The sequence below is a fragment of the Ruegeria profundi genome (genome assembly GCF_001507545.1).
Taxonomy (GTDB): Bacteria; Pseudomonadota; Alphaproteobacteria; order Rhodobacterales; family Rhodobacteraceae; genus Ruegeria; species Ruegeria profundi.
In genome coordinates, this window is record NZ_LQBP01000010.1 from 1 (window position 1) to 16,683 (window position 16,683).

A 16,683-nucleotide genomic window follows, 5' to 3' on the forward strand; every position below is an offset into this window, starting at 1 on the left:
CGACTGACGCATCGGTTGCGATCAGATTAACGACCTCGCGCCACTTCCTGGACCGAGGCAATGTGCCAAGCCTGATGTGTCCCATCAGTTCCTCCCTTGTCTGCAGAGTCATGCAACCCTCGGGCGAATGTAAAGGAAAAAACGGGCGCACCCGCTTACCCTACGCTTACCCGACTTGAGTATCAGGCGCGAGATCGTCTCGTAAGTCTTTGAAAACAGTGGTGAGCCGTGCAGGATTCGAACCTGCGACCCACTGATTAAAAGTCAGTTGCTCTACCAACTGAGCTAACGGCCCACTCTATGTTTGATCTTTCGATCTTGCGCGCTCACTAGGACAATTTGCCAACTGGGTTCAAGCCCTAAATTTGCGCATCGTTTTGCCGTTACACAGCGTGTATCCGGCGTCCCGATAGGCGGCCTAATTAGGCAGGTGGCGCGGGGGGGTCAACCCCTTTTTTCAGGAATCTTCACCGCAGGGTGGATTCCTTTCTGGCGCAAGGTTATATGCGCGCCATGCAAGGAATATTCACCTCTGGTTTGCCCTTCATGAAAATGCACGGGCTGGGCAACGACTTTGTTGTCGTGGATGCGCGTGCGCAAACGGTTGAGATCACGCCCGCAATCGCTCAGGCGGTCGGGCACCGGCATTTTGGCGTTGGCTTCGATCAGCTGGCCGTAATCGAAAACGGCGTTGCGGATGCGCATTTGGTGTTTTTCAATGCAGATGGGTCCACCTCGGCCGCTTGCGGGAATGCGACCCGCTGTATCGCCCGCTTCCTGATGGAGGAAACAGGCCGGTCCGAACTAACCCTGACCACCGAGCGCGGCACGCTTCATGCACGCGATGCGGGTGATGGTCTGACCTCGGTCAACATGGGGCAGCCGCAAGTGGACTGGCACGAAATTCCCCTGGCTGAAGAGACCGATACGCTGGAACTGCCGATTGAAGGCGCGCCAACTGCCTCTGGGATGGGCAACCCCCACTGCACTTTCTTTGTGGAAGATGCCGAGGCGATCCCCTTGGCTGAGTTTGGGTCGCGGTATGAGCATCACCCGCTTTACCCAGAACGTACTAATGTTCAGGTGGCGCAGATCGTCGGGCCGGATCACATCCGCATGCGCGTATGGGAACGTGGCGTCGGGATTACGCTGGCCTCTGGGTCATCGTCCTGCGCGACGGCAGTTGCTGCCGCTCGGCGTGGTCTGACCGGGCGCAAGGTGCAGATTGATCTGGACGGCGGCACCATCTGGGTCGACTGGCGCGACGATGGCGTTTGGATGACCGGGCCTACCTGCCATGTCTTCTCGGGTACGCTGACACCCGAGTTTCTGAGGACACTGGGATGAGTGCCCCGAAATTCACCACTCTGGGCTGCCGTCTGAACGCCTATGAAACTGAGGCGATGAAAGAGTTGTCGCAGCAAGCGGGTCTGTCCAACGCGGTTGTGGTGAACACCTGCGCAGTAACCGCCGAGGCGGTGCGGAAGGCCCGGCAAGAAATCCGCAAACTGCGCCGCGAAAACCCCGATGCCCGGCTGATCGTTACCGGCTGTGCCGCACAGACCGAGCCTGAGACGTTTTCAGCGATGACAGAGGTCGACGCTGTCATCGGCAATACCGAAAAGATGCAGCCTGACACCTGGAAAGGCATGGCTGCGGATTTCATTGGCGAGACTGAGGCCGTGCAGGTCGATGACATCATGTCGGTCACTGAAACTGCCGGTCATCTGATTGACGGGTTTGGAACGCGGTCCCGGGCCTATGTGCAGGTCCAGAATGGATGTGATCACCGCTGCACCTTCTGTATCATCCCTTATGGCCGTGGTAACTCGCGCAGCGTCCCTGCGGGCGTGGTGGTGGACCAAATCAAACGGTTGGTGGACAAGGGGTACAACGAGGTCGTGCTGACCGGCGTAGACCTGACCTCATGGGGTGCTGACCTGCCCGCGCAGCCCAAGCTAGGCGATCTGGTAATGCGGATTCTCAGGCTTGTACCCGATCTGCCTCGCCTGCGGATCAGTTCGATCGACTCGATCGAGGTGGATGATAACCTGATGCAGGCCATCGCGACCGAGCCGCGCCTGATGCCGCATCTACACCTGTCACTGCAGCATGGTGACGACTTGATCCTCAAGCGGATGAAACGCCGCCATTTGCGCGACGACGCCATCCGTTTCACCGAAGAGGCGCGCAAGCTGCGCCCTGAGATGACCTTTGGCGCCGACATCATCGCGGGCTTTCCGACCGAGTCCGAGACGCATTTCGAGAATTCGTTAAAGCTGGTTGCCGAATGTGATCTGACCTGGTTGCACGTCTTCCCCTACTCCAAGCGTGAAGGCACCCCGGCCGCCCGCATCCCGCAGCAGATCAACGGCCAGACTATCAAGGATCGGGCAGCCCGCCTGCGCAAAGCTGGTGAGGCGCAGGTTGCCAAACACCTGGCCGCTCAGATCGGGAAAACCCATCACATCCTGATGGAGAACCCGCATATGGGCCGGACTGAGCAGTTCACCGAAGTGGCGTTTGCATCGCCTCAGCACGAGGGGCAGATCGTGACGGCCAAAGTGCTGGGCTCAACCAAAACACAGCTGATTGCCTGAAGCAGCCTTATTCAGGTCATGGCGGCGGATACCGCAGCCGTATCGTAGAATTCATCATACTCGCAGATCCGACCATCATGGAACCTGCATATAATCACGATAGGCGTTTCTACCGTCTTGCCGGTGCCTCTATGCCTCCAGGCGCAGACGTCGATACCAACGACGCGGTCATCCTGTGCGATGGTGTCTTTTAGCGTCCAGTGCTGCATCTCAAATGCTGTTGTCAGCTCTGCAAGGTATTCCAGCATCTGGGTCTGACCATCGCGTGCGCGGCTGAAATCCAGTCGGTTTTGCCCCTGACCCAAGGAGCGCAATCTCAGATCCGTGGTTGTGTATTTTTTCCACATCCTGATATCCGACGCCTTGCAGTCATTCCATTCTGTGAAGGCTTTCCGCATCGTTTCAACATTGCTTTGCGTGCTCATGATCAATCCTCCCAATGAATACAACTGAAATGCGCTTGCCCCAAAATACGAAAGGGCCGGGCAAGTATAGCACCGGGAAACGGGGAAACAAAAAAGGCCCGGTGCTGTGCACCGGGCCAATTGGGATTTATCGGGCTTTCCGATCAGCTGATCTTTTTGCCTTTATGCGGTGCCCACAGGCGCTTGTTTACAAGATACAGCAGCACCGACAGGACCGACAGGAAGATCACGCCGACAAAGCCCGAATACTTACGCTCCATCATCTTCGGCTCGGCTGTCCACATCAGGAAGGCAGCGATATCTTCGGACATGGCTTCTACGGTTGCCGGATGACCATCAGCGAATTCCACCTGATCTTCAGCCAATGGCGGCGCCATCGAAATCCATCCACCGGGGAAGGCTTTGTTTTCGTACAGGATGGTGCCTGCCTCTTCCTTTTCCTCGCCGGTATAGCCATCCAGCAATGAGGCGATGTATTCCGGGCCACCCATGCCTTTGAGCAGCTGGTTTATGCCCAGACCATAAGGGCCATGGAAGCCAGCGCGGGCTTTGGCCATCAAGCTCAGGTCAGGCGCACCCAATGAATCGTTGGCCGGGAAATGATCCGTCGGGATCGCCGGGCGGAAATCGTCCAGCTCGGGATCGAACACTTCGAAATTGTCCGCCGAATAGGCGATCACTTCTTCTTCCGAATATCCCAGCGCCTCAAGGTCGCGCAGCGGAACGTATCTCAGGCCGTGGCAGGCGGCGCAAACCTCAGTATAGACCTGAAGGCCACGCTGCAACTGGTTCTGATCCCACGTGCCGAAAGGTCCTTCGAACGAGAAATCGAAATCCTCGATATGGGTGTCGTAGGCCCCTGCCGCGAAAGACGCGGCAGGAGTAAAGGCCATGGCAAACGCGGCGCCGATTGCAAGTTTCTTGAACATGTTTCCGGTCCCTCTTGTCATTCGGCCGGGGCCGCTGCGGGTGTGGCATCGGCATCTGCCTTGCCATAATGCGCGTTGAAGTCTTCTTCGATGGTCTCGGGCTGCGGCAGCGGCTTCTCAATGACGCCTAGGATCGGCAGGATCACCAGGAAGTAGGCGAACCAGTATGCCGAAGCGATGAGCGAGAAGGTCGCATAAGGTTCTTCCGCGGGCATGGCGCCCAGCCACATTAGCGCAAAGAAGTCGATGACCAGCAGGTAGAACCACCATTTGAACATCGGACGATACTTGCCCGAACGCACTGTCGATGTGTCCAGCCAGGGTGCCAGAGCCATCGCCAGGATCGCACCGAACATCGCCAGAACACCAAAGAACTTGGCGTCGATGATACCGCCGGTGATGAAGCTGGCGAACTGCACGACCCAAACCTCGGACGTGAAGGCCCGAAGGATGGCGTAGAACGGCAGGAAGTACCATTCAGGCACGATGTGTGCAGGCGTAACCAGCGGGTTGGCCTCAATATAGTTGTCCGGGTGGCCCAGATAGTTCGGCATAAAGCCGACAATGGCCCAGAACACGACCAGGATTACGGCAAGAGCAAACAGGTCCTTGATCACGAAGTACGGCCAAAACGGCAACGTGTCTTTCTCGGCCTCTGCTTTGGAAGTCCGACGCACTTCAACACCAGTTGGGTTGTTATTGCCGGTGGTGTGGAAGGCCCAAATATGCACAATTACCAGTCCGGCAATGATGAACGGCAGCAGGTAGTGCAGCGAGAAAAAGCGGTTCAGCGTCGCGTTGTCCACGGCGGGTCCGCCCAGCAGCCAGGTCTGGATCGCTTCGCCAACAAACGGGATCGCGCCAAACAGGCCGGTGATCACGGTCGCACCCCAGAAGGACATCTGACCCCAGGGCAGTACGTAGCCCATGAAGGCGGTGCCCATCATCATCAGGTAGATCAGCATGCCGATAATCCACGTGACCTCGCGCGGGGCTTTGTATGAGCCGTAGAACAGGCCGCGGAAGATGTGGATATACACTGCGACAAAGAAAAGAGACGCACCGTTTTGGTGCAGATAGCGGATCATATAACCGCCATTCACGTTTCGCATGATGTGTTCGACGCTGGCAAAAGCCAAGTCAACATGCGGCGTGTAGTGCATAACCAGGACGATACCGGTGATGATTTGCAACGCCAGACAGAATGTTAGGACGATGCCCCAGATCCACATCCAGTTCAGGTTTTTGGGCGTGGGAATCATCAGGGTGTCATAAAGAAGGCCGACGATTGGCAAGCGGCTGTGCAACCACTTTTCGCCGTTTGTCTTCGGCTCGTAATGATCGTGGGGAATTCCGGACATGAGTTGGGTCTCCCTTAGCCGAGTCTGATGGTGGTTGAGTCAGTCCATTCCGCAGGCGGAACAGGCAGGTTCTCAGGGGCGGGGCCTTTGCGGATCCGCCCGGCAAGATCGTAGTGCGATCCGTGGCAGGGGCAAAACCAGCCACCAAATTCACCGGCATCGCCAAGTGGGACGCAGCCAAGGTGGGTGCAGACGCCCATCTGGACCAGCCACGCACCAGGCGCTTCGCCTTCGGGCGACGGCATCACGCGGTTCGCATCGGTCGCGGGTGCATCTGCGGGCAGGTTCACATTACGTGCCAGAGGGTCAGGCATCGCCTCCACACCATCGGCGTCTTGCTCTTGCGCCGCCTGGATTTCGGCTTCGGTGCGGTGACGAATGAATACAGGTTTCCCCAACCATTTCACCGTCAGCTGCGTACCCTGTTCGACGCCGCTGACATCCACGCGGATCGAGGACAGCGCCTGAACGTCTGCCGAGGGATTCATTTGGTTGATCAGGGGCCATACGGCTGCACCCGTGGCAACGACACCTGCGCCGCCAGCGACGTAGTAGAGGAAATCTCTGCGGGTGCCTTCGTTGTCTTCTGCGTGGGACACGAGGTTCTCTCCGATTTGTAGCGCCCGAGCACGGGCATATAGCTCGCGCACCGCACGAGTGCGGTGTCTCAAGCCGCGTATCTAGCCGGGAGAAATCGGTTCGTCCAGCGGTCATAGGCGCGCACTACGCCGCATCTGGGCATTCATTTCAGTATTGAGGGCAAAATTTTCAATGCCTGGCCCGGTTTATGGGCAAAAATCCGGGGTTCAACCGGATTTTGGCCAATGTGATTCGGTGAAATAATTCGTTGCCACAAGCGCCTGAATCGGAACCTGCCGGCCAAGGTGGAGTGTTGGGTTTGAAATAGCTGCCGCTCGGCGGCGCGGTTTCACGCATCGCCACATTTAACCGCCATACGAAATCTTTCGGCTTGTTGCCTAACTTGGCGGACGGGTGGCGACCATGCTGGGTCGTTCGCTGAATGCGGCAAACCAAGCCGCCAGCGCATCATTGCCGCCGCGCCAACCACGTGCATCATGACGCAGGTCCAGATAGCCCAGCGCACAAGCCACAGCGATCTGACCCATATCCAGCGAACCTGACAAATGCGCCATCCAGCGCTGATTTAGCGCAGCACAGGCGCGCTCAATCTTGACCCACTGCGCCTCGACCCACTCATCCCATTGCTTGTCCTCAGGGCGCAAGCGGGCTTCGTATGTCATCAACAAAGCAGCATCCAGAATGCCATCAGCCAATGCTTCAAGCGTCAGAACGTCCCAACGCCGCGCGCCTTCGGGATAAAACCCCGCTTCGGCACGCGCGTCGAAGAACGCGCAGATCACGCGGCTGTCAAACAGGGTTGGGCCGTCCGGGCGTTCCAACGCTGGAACTTTCGTTAACGGGTTCTTGCCTTCCAGCGGCGCAGCGGGCGAGAGCGGCGTTCCCGCAACCGTTTCCAGATCAACATCTTGCAACTGGTTGGTTTCGTGCAACAACACCATGACCTTGCGCACATAAGGTGACGTCTGACTGTGATAGAGTTTCATTCGCGCTCTCCTTGGATGGGCCGACCTTACAGCACGGTGGCTGAAACGAAACCCGCCATTTTCGCGCCGTGATACCTCTTGCAGAAGCCTACCTACCTTGGCAAAGTCGCGGCGTTCTCAGGGCGGGGCGGAATTCCCCACCGGCGGTATGCGGGCGATGATCCGTAAGCCCGCGAGCGGCCTCGGACCTGTTCGGGGTGTCAGCAGATCTGGTGAGAGGCCAGAGCCGACGGTTAAAGTCCGGATGAAAGAGAACGTGCAACGCGCCGTTGATGCGGCGTGTCTGCTCGTGATCGCCTTGGGTGACGTGTCTGTTTTGCTAAGGAGATCATGATGACACACACCCGCTATGCCTTCGTCAAAGCCAACTGGCATTCTGATATTGTCGACCGCGCGCTCGATGGGTTTCTGCAACTCATCCCCGCCGGGCAAGTCGATGTGTTCGACGTCCCCGGCGCGTTCGAGATGCCCCTGCTGGCGTGTGATCTGGCCCAAACCGGGCGCTACGCCGCTATTGCCTGTGCTGCTTTCGTCGTGGATGGCGGCATTTACCGGCACGACTTTGTGGCGCAGGCCGTGGTTGATGGCCTGATGCGGGCCGGACTGGATACCGGCATACCGGTGCTGTCTGTGTCTTTGACACCGCACCAGTATCAGGAAACCGACCACCACGACGCCATTTACCGCGATCACTTTGTGCAAAAAGGTCGCGAAGCGGCCCAAGCGGCTCTGCAAATCACCAAGACGCGCGCCGGGTTGGCCGTCGCCGCGTGACGTGACCAAAGGTTGAGGCTGTAACGCCTCAACCGCAAATCCCCTTGAGGCCGCGGGCCTTGCCCGCTAATCACGACGCGCAAAGGAGCATGCCCCATGTCGATGAACAGTTTCGGACATCTTTTCCGCGTCACCACCTGGGGCGAAAGCCACGGACCCGCCTTGGGCGCCACCGTGGACGGCTGCCCGCCGGGCGTGGAAATTGACGAAAGCATGATCCAACACTGGCTGGATAAACGCAAACCGGGACAAAACAAATTCACCACACAGCGGCGAGAGCCCGATCAGGTGAAAATCCTGTCCGGCGTGTTTGAGGGTCAGACCACCGGAACACCCGTCCAGCTGATGATCGAGAACACCGATCAGCGCTCGAAAGACTACGGCGATATCATGGACAAGTTCCGACCGGGCCATGCCGATATCACCTATTGGCAGAAATACGGCATCCGGGATTATCGCGGCGGCGGGCGCAGTTCGGCCCGCGAGACTGCGTCGCGGGTGGCTGCTGGTGGGCTGGCACGCGAGGCAATCAAACAGATCGCGCCAAACCTTCAAATCACCGGCTATATGACGCAAATCGGACCAAACAGGATCGACCGGGCAAATTTCGACTGGTCCCAGATCGAACAGAACCCGTTCTGGACACCTGATGCGCAGGCGGCCGCGGATTGGGCAACCTATCTGGACGACCTGCGCAAATCCGGCAACTCGGTCGGCGCGGTCATCGAAGTGGTCGCGCGCGGTGTACCTGCCGGGATCGGAGCGCCCGTTTACGCCAAGTTAGACACTGATCTGGCCGCAGCGATGATGTCGATCAACGCCGTCAAAGGTGTTGAGATCGGCGAAGGTATGGCCGCCGCCGAACTGACAGGTGAAGCCAACGCAGACGAGATTTTCATGGGTCAGGACGGCCCGCAATACAGCTCGAACCACTCCGGCGGTATTCTGGGCGGGATTTCGACCGGGCAGGACATCGTGGTGCGGTTCGCGGTAAAACCAACCTCGTCCATCCTGACCACCCGCAAGACGATTACCAAGTCCGGGGAAGAAACCGAAATCATCACCAAGGGCCGCCACGATCCCTGCGTGGGCATCCGTGCGGTGCCGGTAGGTGAGGCGATGATGGCCTGCGTAATCCTCGACCACCTGCTGCTGCATCGCGGCCAGATCGGAGAGAACCGTGGACGGATCGGCTGATCTGCGTTCGCGCCTGCGCGCCGTGGTCGCGCAGCGGATGGAGACCGATCCAGCGCATGATCTGGCGCATTTGGACAGGGTTTGGGTGAACGCTCAGGCCATTGCAGACGCGCAGACCGATCTGCCGGTTTTGCTGGCGGCCAGCTATCTGCACGATCTGGTGAACCTACCCAAGGATGACCCCCAGCGGCACCTGGCCTCACGGCGCTCGGCTGCAGAATCAGAGCCTATATTGGGCAAACTTGGCTATAGCGCAGATCAGATCCACGCCATTCAGCACGCGATCGAAGCGCATAGTTTTTCGGCGAATATCATGCCTTTGTCGCCTGAGGCCTGTATCCTGCGCGACGCGGACAGGCTGGATGCGCTGGGTGCGATTGGCATTGCGCGCAACTTTTCCGTCTCGGGCGCGTTGGGACGGGCGTTGTACGACCCGGCCGATCCGTTTGCCGCGAATCGCGGCCTGGATGACCTGACCTACTCTCTGGACCATTGGAAGGTAAAGCTGTTGGCGCTGCCCGGCGACATGCTGACAGACGGTGGCCGCGCAATCGCTCAGAGGCGTGTTCAACGCATGATCCGCTTTCTCGAAGAGTTTTCCGAGGAAATTGGCACCGTCTTGCCCGCCGATTGGATCACGCGCTGAACTCGTTGACTTGCCGTTGATCTTTCCTGCGTAAAAGAGCAGGGTCGCGCGCATGGTGAAATCGTTAACATCGCATCGACCTCTGCTGGCCGTCGCTCTTAAGGTGAGCGCGGTGTTTCTGTTCACCGTCATGGCCGCGCTGATCAAGGCGCAGTCCGATCACTTCCCACCGGGTGAGATGGTGTTTTTCCGATCGCTGTTTGCCATTCCAGTCATCGTGATCTGGCTGGTCGCGCGCGGAGAATTGGCGCAAGGTTTTGTCGTGCGCAAACCGATGGGGCATTTCTGGCGCGGTGTTCTTGGGACGACGGCGATGGGTCTGACATTCACCGGCTTAGGTCTAATTCCCTTGCCGGAAGCCACTGCCATTAGCTATGCAACGCCGATTATTACCCTTGTCCTGGCTGCAATCATGCTGGGTGAGAGTATTCGTGCAATTCGGATCGCCGCAGTCTCAATCGGGTTGCTTGGGGTTCTGATCATGATCTGGCCCCGTTTGGATGGTGAAACGATGCAAGCGGCAGCCACACTGGGTGCCCTGTGTATTTTGGGTGCGACCGTTGCCCGCGCCTTTGTTCAAATTCATATCCGGCAACTGGTGCAGGTCGACCATCCCGCCGCGATCGTATTCTATTTTTCGATGACGGCGACCATCCTGTCGGGGTTGACCGTGTTCTGGGGTTGGGTGCTGCCGACGTGGGACCAAGCCGCTATACTAATTCTGGCCGGCCTGATCGGAGGAGTGGCGCAAATCCTCGTCACATCGTCCTATCGATTTGGTCAGGCATCTATGCTGGCGCCCTACGACTATACCTCGATGCTGTTTGCCATCGTGATCGGCTATGTCTGGTTCAGCGAACTGCCAACACTGGTCATGCTGGCCGGTGCAGCGCTGGTGATTGCGGGCAATATCGTGGTGATCTGGCGCGAACATCAGTTGGGGCTTGAACGCGGCAAGGTCCGCGCCGTGACCGACCCCAAAGCATGATCCTTAGCCCTGCCGAACATGCCCTGGAATGTAACCAGCACAAGTTCAGGGTTTGTCACCAGCGACGCGCAGGATGTTTAAAACTGTGCAAAATCAATATTTCAGTGCGCTAAGAATATCGATCAGGTTATCGGCGCGTTGAATGCACGGTCGGACAAGACCAGCGTTTTCCTGACGGGGCGTGATGCCCCCAAGCGCGGTGGAGATTTCCAGGATTTAAACCCAAGTGGCCCCTGACTGGGTCCGTTAGCTGAACGCGTGTTCGAATAGATGGCGAACTGATCCGCGACGACTGGCAGCGCTTTCGGGCAGGTGTTCTGCCTCGTCTGTTTTTTCACGTGTTTTCGTCTTTTCGACATAGGCGCAGAAGTCGTCATCACAGCAGCATCCGCAAGCGCTTGCGGCTTCGTACATTGCCAAGATTTCGTCCAGTCTTTCGTCCATGTCAGTACTCTAACCGTGCCAAGCGGCGATCGTTTACAAGGCGGCGGAACGTTGTCACCAAGTTTTGCGCTAAGTACGCAAACCACATCGAAACTCTGTGCCGTGTTGCTTTGCATCAGGCACTGGCTATTATCTGATTTTTTTTGTCGGACAAAGCAAGAGGAAAAGTAATCCCGCCATGGCAACGTATGCGTGAGCTTTACGTGATCACAGATCGCTCACTTGCGGGTCGAGTGTGACGGACCACAGTTCGGTATCGGCGCGGTCCATCAGACGCACCGTCATCTGCTGCGTCTCCCCGTCGATATCGACAAGGCCAAAAAACTGCAGCCCGGCGCTTGGGGGTAAATTAGGGCCCTGCTCTTTGCTCGGAGCTTTGAAAAATTTTGCTTCGGGCCCAAAGGTTCCATCCAGCACCCGAGGCCCAAATGTCCCGGCGTGCAGCGGGCCCGAGACAAATTCCCAGAAAGGCTCAAAATCCTGAAATTGGGCTTTGTTAGGGTCGTAGTAGTGCGCCGCGGTATAGTGAACATCCGCTGTGACCCAGACAGTGTTTACGATACTCTCAGTCTTGATAAACCGCAGCAGGTCCGCGATCTCAAGCTCGCGCCCCTTCGGCGGACCATTATCCCCGTTCGATATCGCCTCAACCCATTTTTGGCCTTTCCAACGATCCCAAACGATCAACCCAACCGGCATGTCCGACGCGATCACCTTCCAGGTTGCCTGCGAAGCAGCCAGCGCACGTTTCAACCAAGCCAGTTGTTCCGCCCCAAGAATACGGGACTGATCCGTAATCTCTGCTTCTATCGATGGCCCATTCGGCCCGCGATAGCTACGCAGGTCCAGAAAGAACACATCGAGCATCGGACCGTACGAAATTTTGCGGTAAACCCGACCCGGTTCGGCTGGCGTGAACCGCAAGGGTGTCATTTCATGGAATGCCCGGCTTGCGCGAGATTGCAGCACGTGAATCGATTTCTCGGTGTATCGCTCATCCTCTGTCAGATCCTTGGCGTCGGACCAATTGTTGACCACCTCATGATCGTCCCACTGGAAAAAGGTTGGGCAGACGGCATTCATCGCCCGCACATGCTGGTCCATCATGTTGTATTTCCACTGGGCACGGAATTCGGGCAGCGTCTCGGCGACCTTGCGTTTTTCGTCGATCAGGGTGGTGTTTCTCCAGATCAGTTGCCCGTCTTTCTCGACCTCGTCTTGCATAGGGTTGTCAGCATAGACAGTATCGCCGGAGTGGATGAAGAAATCCGGCCTGTGCTGCAACATGGTGGCGTAGGTGCGCATCCCATCGTCATCAATGCCCCAGCCCTGACCCGCCGTGTCGCCGGACCAGACGAAACGGATGTTTCTGCGGCTGGTGGGCGCGGTACGGAATTGGCCTGTAATAGGCTCTGACAGAACATTTATGTCGCTCAGGTCCGCTGCAACGAACCGGTAGAAAACATCCTGACCCGAGGGCAGCCCTTCGATTAGTCGTTTGACGGCAAAATCGCTGTTTGGGATGGCATCTATTGGGGCCAGCTTGCGGGCATTGGCAAAGCTTTCGGTGGTCGACACCTCCATCATCACGCGGGCAGGCCGGTCGGTTCGGGTCCAGATCATGCCGGTTGTCGTGTCAACATCTCCGGATTGTACGCCGTGCGTAAACACCGGTCGCGCGCTGGCGCGACTGATCGCAGGTATCGACAATGACACCGCAAAGGCAACGCTGCCGGTCAAAACGGCACGGCGGTTGGGGCGGAGAATTCGGCTCATTACTGCGCTCCTGTCTGGCGACCGTTTCAAGGCCCCGCGATTGGTGAGCGGCAGTAAGCCGCCTGTCAGACAACAGGCGGCTCATAATCATGAAAGTATCACGACGGTGAGGTGATACTGCTTGGAAAAATCGCTCAGGCAGTTGCCCTTTGTTCCGGCGCGCTGAGCGAGATAACGGCGACCACCGCCGCGCCGTTCAGCCAGTAGTATATCGCATCAATGCCCGAAAACCCAAACAGGCTGGGTGCGGCCAAGAATGTAAGCCCAACCAGCAGATCAACGGCCAGGTGGAATTTATAGGGCAGCACCCGCCACATTCCCAAGTGGTGATCGGTCAGAACGGTCAGTACAAACGCCGCCACACCGGTGACAACCGACAACCAGAAAGCCATCGGGTTCGAGTCCCCAAGACCCAGAACAAAAGGCAGCGCCATCAGCGCCACGGCCACTGGATAGTCCAGATAGGCGTGAATGGTGCGGGTAACGAAACGAACGGACATTAAGATTTCCTTTCCTTGCTTGGCATGGCTTCAAGCTAGGTTAGGGGTTCCGTACGTTTAAGTCTGGAGCGTCCAGAAAACCTTGCAGATCGTTCAAAGTTGAGTCCGATCAGTACATTGACCGGTATGCTGCCGGTGACAGGCCGATCTGTTTTTTGAACACGCGGGAAAAGGCGGCCTCGGACGCATAGCCAACCTCTGCCGCCGCATCAGCCACGTTCCAGCGATTTTCAGTCAACCCGTGACAGGCGATCTGCATCCGCCAGTCCGTCAGGTATTGCATTGGCGTGGTTCCGATCTTCTCGGCAAACAACTGCGCGAAAGCGGTACGCGACATGCCGGCCTCACGCGCCAGCAATTCGACGCTCCATTCTTGCGCCGGAGATTGGTGAAACGCTGTCAGCGCACGTGAAACCCTCGGATCGGCAAAACCAGCAAGGGCAGTATCACTGGGGCATTGACGCTCAAGATGTGCGCGGATGGCTTGCGCGAAAAGCACCTCGGACATTTTCATCGCGATCAGGTCGCCACCGATCCGCGCGCCGTTGATCTCCGACCCGATCATCCGCAAGGTGGCTTCGATCCAGATGCCTGCATCTTCACCATAATTTTCGATCAAGATGTAAGGCGGCAGGCGGTCGATCAGCATATGACCAGTGCCTTGCCGGCCCGGCGGGCTGGTGAACGAGAAATGGCCGCAAATCAGTTGCGTATCCCGATCTTCGTCCCCACCACCGTGAATCAAGACGCCGTCACCCTTGTAGCCCGCATCTTCCAAAACCTGCTCTAACGGCAGAGCATCCAGCGGCGTGACCTCGTTGCACAGCAATGCATGTGCCGATCCATGCGGGATCAGTATTAGGTCTCCTTGCTTCAGACGCAGAGTTTCCCCAGCGTTAGAGACATGAACTTTCAGCTCACCGCGTTGTACGAAATGGAAACGCGCTACGTTCTGAAAGGCCGGAACCTGAATACCAAAAGGCGGCGTAAAGGACGTTCGAAAATAGAACGTCCCACGCAAAGACAGGCGAGTCAGGATATCGCTAAGCAGGTCCAACATGAGAGTAACGTACACGCGGCTGCCCATTCGTCCAGCCGTTTGAACCATCTGCACAAAAGCTTGAACGGCTGGCAAAGAAAAACCCCCGCGAACAACGGGGGTTTTGGGAAATTGCCGATAACGCGGGTCAGGAGCGGACCAGCGCCTCGTAATCTGCGGCGATCTCGCGGGTAATATCACCCACCTCGAACGTGTAATCACCAATCTGACCAACGGGCGTGACTTCGGCTGCAGTGCCCGTCAGCCAACATTGTTCAAAGTCAGCCATCTCTTCGGGTTGGATGTGACGCTCGATCACGGTGATGCCCTTGTCTTTCAGCATCTGGATCACTGTCTGGCGCGTGATACCATTCAGGAAGCAATCCGCCAGGGGTGTGTGAACCTCACCATCCTTGACGAAAAACACGTTGGCGCCTGTCGCCTCGGCCACATAGCCGCGGTAATCCATAAACAGAGCGTCCGAGCAGCCTTTGGCCTCGGCCTTGTGTTTGGAGATGGTGCAGATCATGTAAAGACCCGCCGCCTTGGCATGGACCGGGATGGTTTCGGGGCTGGGCCGTTTCCATTCGGCGATGTCAAGCCTGGCACCCTGCATCTTGGCGTCACCGTAATAGGCACCCCAAGGCCAAACCGCGATGGCCATATGCACCGGGTTACGGGCCGAGGCCACGCCCATATCCTCACCCGATCCGCGCCAGACCAGAGCGCGAACATACGCATCCTGCAAGCCACTGGCTTCCAAAGCCTCTTTCTTGGCGGCTTCGATCTGGTCAATCGTGTAGGGCATCGGCATGTCCAGTGCCTCGGCCGACGCAACCAGCCGTTTGGAATGCTCACGGCTTTTGAAGATCTTGCCGTTATACGCACGCTCGCCCTCGAAAACCGAGGATGCATAGTGCATTGCGTGGGTCAGGATGTGAACATTGGCGTCACGCCACGGCACCAGCTTACCATCCATCCAGATCACGCCATCACGATCATCATACCCCGCCATCCGAAACCTCCTGAACCGGGTTGAATTTATCGATTGTTGCGCCATTTTACACGTTTGCGGAAGTAAAGTTGCGCAAAAACTGCGGCTCGATACCTGTCCACTCTTGGAATGTCAATAACGCTGACATAAAGTCGACTTATGTAACGAATGAGGCAAACTATGTCGGATACGCGCCCAGCCCAAGTCTTTGGCGGAGAAAGCCTTTTGTTTTTGACTGACGAACAGTTGCGGCAAGGGATCGAGGCGATGTTTTTCGCTTACCGCGGGTTCACTGCCGACCCCGACCGCATTCTGACGCAGATGGCCTATGGCAGGGCGCATCACAGGGCCGTCCATTTCATCAACCGCGCGCCCGGCACAACGGTCAACAACTTGCTGGCCATTCTTGGGGTTACGAAACAGTCGCTGAACCGCGTTCTGCGAACTTTGATCGAAGATGGTCTTGTCGAAAGCCGCGTGGGCACCACTGACAAGCGCGAGCGGCACCTGTTTCTGACTGAAAAGGGAAAGGCGCTTGAGGCTCGGCTGTCCGAAGCCCAGCGTGTACGGATGCGTGCCGCTTACAAGGAAGCTGGCCCCGAGGCCGTATCAGGATTTCGCAAAGTGCTTGAAGCAATGATGGATGCTGATATGCGTCATGCCTATACAAAACTGCGGGACACGACCTCATGAGCGAAATGGACGCCCATCTGCTGATCGTCGACGACGATGAGCGTATCCGTGATCTGCTCAAGAAGTTCCTGATGAAAAACGGATTTCTGGTGACGGCTGCCCGTGATGCCGCCCATGCGCGGCGGGTCTTGTCCGGTCTGGATTTCGACATGATCGTTTTGGACGTGATGATGCCCGGTGAGGATGGCGTAAGTCTGACCAAAACGCTGCGCGAGACACATACGACGCCGATCCTTCTTTTGACCGCGCGCGGCGAGACCGAGCATCGCATCTCCGGACTAGAGGCGGGGGCAGATGATTACCTTGCCAAACCGTTCGAGCCAAAAGAACTGCTGCTGCGGATCAACGCAATCCTGAGGCGCATGCCGGAAACGCCTGCGCAGGATACTGCAAGCAAGATCCTGAATCTCGGCCCGATCCGCTATGATGTTGAGCGCGGCGAGATGTGGCAGGGCGAAGACCCCGTGCGCCTGACCGCAACGGAAAGCCAATTGATGAAGATTTTCTCGACTCAACCCGGCGAGCCGATCAGCCGGGCCAAGCTTGTCGAGGATCTGGGGCGCGACAAGGGTCAGGCGCAGGAACGTGCCGTTGATGTCCAGATCACTCGCCTGCGTCGCAAGATCGAGCAGGACCCCAAACAACCGCGATACCTTCAAACGGTGCGCGGCGCCGGATATATGCTGGCACCGGATTGATTTTGTTACCAAAGACGGTTTTATGTCCTCTGC

General features: G+C 57.5%; 18 protein-coding genes, 1 tRNA gene and 1 riboswitch. Of the genes, 8 read left to right on the forward strand and 11 right to left on the reverse strand.

Translation table 11 applies throughout. From position 1 onward, the window contains the following. Positions 1-219: 219 nt before the first annotated feature. Positions 220-295: transfer RNA gene (locus tag AVO44_RS17075), tRNA-Lys, on the reverse strand. A gap of 209 nt (positions 296-504) precedes the next feature. On the opposite strand from AVO44_RS17075, the gene dapF reads away from it, so the two are divergent. Together dapF and mtaB are read left to right on the forward strand one after the other, a co-directional pair. Next, a complete protein-coding gene (gene dapF, locus AVO44_RS17080) occupies positions 505-1,347 on the forward strand; it encodes a diaminopimelate epimerase (protein ID WP_068339945.1) in 843 nt (280 codons plus the stop codon). Continuing rightward, a complete protein-coding gene (mtaB, locus tag AVO44_RS17085; RefSeq protein WP_068339574.1) occupies positions 1,344-2,600 on the forward strand; it encodes a tRNA (N(6)-L-threonylcarbamoyladenosine(37)-C(2))-methylthiotransferase MtaB in 1,257 nt (418 codons plus the stop codon). Before dapF ends, mtaB begins: the two co-directional genes overlap by 4 nt. 11 nt (positions 2,601-2,611) lie before the next feature. Here the strand turns inward: mtaB and AVO44_RS17090 are convergent, their stop codons facing one another. From AVO44_RS17090 to AVO44_RS17110, 5 genes are all read right to left on the reverse strand, one after another. Next, positions 2,612-3,025, reverse strand: a complete 414-nt coding sequence (locus AVO44_RS17090) for a nuclear transport factor 2 family protein (RefSeq protein WP_068339579.1) — start codon at positions 3,023-3,025, stop codon at positions 2,612-2,614. Positions 3,026-3,168: 143 nt separating this feature from the next. After that, complete coding sequence (locus tag AVO44_RS17095; protein ID WP_068339582.1) at positions 3,169-3,954, reverse strand: cytochrome c1; 786 nt, start codon at positions 3,952-3,954, stop codon at positions 3,169-3,171. Positions 3,955-3,971: 17 nt separating this feature from the next. Continuing rightward, complete coding sequence (gene petB, locus AVO44_RS17100) at positions 3,972-5,315, reverse strand: cytochrome b (protein WP_068339584.1); 1,344 nt, start codon at positions 5,313-5,315, stop codon at positions 3,972-3,974. 14 nt (positions 5,316-5,329) lie between these two features. Next, positions 5,330-5,914, reverse strand: coding sequence for a ubiquinol-cytochrome c reductase iron-sulfur subunit (petA, locus tag AVO44_RS17105; RefSeq protein ID WP_068339587.1), 585 nt, complete (start codon positions 5,912-5,914; stop codon positions 5,330-5,332). A 378-nt stretch (positions 5,915-6,292) separates the two neighbouring features. Further along, positions 6,293-6,901 (reverse strand): glutathione S-transferase, encoded by a 609-nt coding sequence (locus tag AVO44_RS17110; protein ID WP_068339590.1) that lies wholly within the window; start codon positions 6,899-6,901, stop codon positions 6,293-6,295. A 109-nt stretch (positions 6,902-7,010) separates the two neighbouring features. Next, positions 7,011-7,161, forward strand: a riboswitch (FMN riboswitch). 73 nt (positions 7,162-7,234) lie between these two features. Between AVO44_RS17110 and AVO44_RS17115 the strand changes: the two genes are divergently transcribed. The 4 genes from AVO44_RS17115 to AVO44_RS17130 all read left to right on the forward strand — a co-directional run bounded on the left by AVO44_RS17115 (position 7,235) and on the right by AVO44_RS17130 (position 10,506). Further along, entirely contained in the window at positions 7,235-7,675 is a 441-nt protein-coding gene (locus tag AVO44_RS17115) for a 6,7-dimethyl-8-ribityllumazine synthase (RefSeq protein ID WP_068339593.1), read from the forward strand. Positions 7,676-7,771: 96 nt separating this feature from the next. Beyond that, positions 7,772-8,872: a chorismate synthase gene (aroC, locus tag AVO44_RS17120; RefSeq protein ID WP_068339596.1), complete on the forward strand. Its 1,101-nt coding sequence runs from the start codon at positions 7,772-7,774 to the stop codon at positions 8,870-8,872. Then, on the forward strand, positions 8,856-9,518 hold the full coding sequence (locus AVO44_RS17125; RefSeq protein WP_068339599.1) for an HD domain-containing protein: 663 nt from the start codon (positions 8,856-8,858) through the stop codon (positions 9,516-9,518). Before aroC ends, AVO44_RS17125 begins: the two co-directional genes overlap by 17 nt. Positions 9,519-9,570: 52 nt before the next feature. After that, entirely contained in the window at positions 9,571-10,506 is a 936-nt protein-coding gene (locus AVO44_RS17130; RefSeq protein WP_068339603.1) for a DMT family transporter, read from the forward strand. A gap of 246 nt (positions 10,507-10,752) precedes the next feature. Here AVO44_RS17130 and AVO44_RS17135 read toward each other — a convergent pair whose 3' ends face one another. From AVO44_RS17135 to AVO44_RS17155, 5 genes are all read right to left on the reverse strand, one after another. Continuing rightward, complete coding sequence (locus AVO44_RS17135) at positions 10,753-10,950, reverse strand: hypothetical protein (RefSeq protein ID WP_068339606.1); 198 nt, start codon at positions 10,948-10,950, stop codon at positions 10,753-10,755. A gap of 207 nt (positions 10,951-11,157) precedes the next feature. Then, positions 11,158-12,726, reverse strand: coding sequence for an alkaline phosphatase D family protein (locus AVO44_RS17140; RefSeq protein ID WP_068339609.1), 1,569 nt, complete (start codon positions 12,724-12,726; stop codon positions 11,158-11,160). Between the two features lie 134 nt (positions 12,727-12,860). After that, positions 12,861-13,226 carry an SPW repeat domain-containing protein gene (locus tag AVO44_RS17145; protein ID WP_068339612.1) on the reverse strand — a complete coding sequence of 122 codons (366 nt, stop codon included), beginning with the start codon at positions 13,224-13,226 and terminating at the stop codon, positions 12,861-12,863. 109 nt (positions 13,227-13,335) lie between these two features. Further along, on the reverse strand, positions 13,336-14,286 hold the full coding sequence (locus AVO44_RS17150; protein ID WP_068339615.1) for an AraC family transcriptional regulator: 951 nt from the start codon (positions 14,284-14,286) through the stop codon (positions 13,336-13,338). A gap of 127 nt (positions 14,287-14,413) precedes the next feature. Then, complete coding sequence (locus AVO44_RS17155; RefSeq protein ID WP_068339618.1) at positions 14,414-15,280, reverse strand: branched-chain amino acid aminotransferase; 867 nt, start codon at positions 15,278-15,280, stop codon at positions 14,414-14,416. 159 nt (positions 15,281-15,439) lie between these two features. Between AVO44_RS17155 and AVO44_RS17160 the strand changes: the two genes are divergently transcribed. Further along, positions 15,440-15,952, forward strand: coding sequence for a MarR family winged helix-turn-helix transcriptional regulator (locus AVO44_RS17160; protein WP_068339620.1), 513 nt, complete (start codon positions 15,440-15,442; stop codon positions 15,950-15,952). After that, complete coding sequence (locus AVO44_RS17165; RefSeq protein WP_068339623.1) at positions 15,949-16,650, forward strand: response regulator; 702 nt, start codon at positions 15,949-15,951, stop codon at positions 16,648-16,650. The genes AVO44_RS17160 and AVO44_RS17165 overlap by 4 nt, the downstream gene beginning before the upstream one ends. Positions 16,651-16,683 lie beyond the last annotated feature (33 nt).

Bases quoted from the DNA above. Each gene is read 5' to 3' on its own strand.
- aroC (WP_068339596.1), top strand. From the start codon at position 7,772: ATGTCGATGAACAGTTTCGGACATCTTTTCCGCGTCACCACCTGGGGC.
- petB (WP_068339584.1), bottom strand. From the start codon at position 5,315: ATGTCCGGAATTCCCCACGATCATTACGAGCCGAAGACAAACGGCGAA.
- AVO44_RS17160 (WP_068339620.1), top strand. From the start codon at position 15,440: ATGTCGGATACGCGCCCAGCCCAAGTCTTTGGCGGAGAAAGCCTTTTG.
- AVO44_RS17110 (WP_068339590.1), bottom strand. From the start codon at position 6,901: ATGAAACTCTATCACAGTCAGACGTCACCTTATGTGCGCAAGGTCATG.
- AVO44_RS17090 (WP_068339579.1), bottom strand. From the start codon at position 3,025: ATGAGCACGCAAAGCAATGTTGAAACGATGCGGAAAGCCTTCACAGAA.
- mtaB (WP_068339574.1), top strand. From the start codon at position 1,344: ATGAGTGCCCCGAAATTCACCACTCTGGGCTGCCGTCTGAACGCCTAT.
- AVO44_RS17095 (WP_068339582.1), bottom strand. From the start codon at position 3,954: ATGTTCAAGAAACTTGCAATCGGCGCCGCGTTTGCCATGGCCTTTACT.
- AVO44_RS17130 (WP_068339603.1), top strand. From the start codon at position 9,571: ATGGTGAAATCGTTAACATCGCATCGACCTCTGCTGGCCGTCGCTCTT.
- AVO44_RS17140 (WP_068339609.1), bottom strand. From the start codon at position 12,726: ATGAGCCGAATTCTCCGCCCCAACCGCCGTGCCGTTTTGACCGGCAGC.
- AVO44_RS17150 (WP_068339615.1), bottom strand. From the start codon at position 14,286: ATGTTGGACCTGCTTAGCGATATCCTGACTCGCCTGTCTTTGCGTGGG.
- dapF (WP_068339945.1), top strand. From the start codon at position 505: ATGCGCGCCATGCAAGGAATATTCACCTCTGGTTTGCCCTTCATGAAA.
- AVO44_RS17135 (WP_068339606.1), bottom strand. From the start codon at position 10,950: ATGGACGAAAGACTGGACGAAATCTTGGCAATGTACGAAGCCGCAAGC.
- AVO44_RS17145 (WP_068339612.1), bottom strand. From the start codon at position 13,226: ATGTCCGTTCGTTTCGTTACCCGCACCATTCACGCCTATCTGGACTAT.
- AVO44_RS17155 (WP_068339618.1), bottom strand. From the start codon at position 15,280: ATGGCGGGGTATGATGATCGTGATGGCGTGATCTGGATGGATGGTAAG.
- AVO44_RS17115 (WP_068339593.1), top strand. From the start codon at position 7,235: ATGACACACACCCGCTATGCCTTCGTCAAAGCCAACTGGCATTCTGAT.
- AVO44_RS17165 (WP_068339623.1), top strand. From the start codon at position 15,949: ATGAGCGAAATGGACGCCCATCTGCTGATCGTCGACGACGATGAGCGT.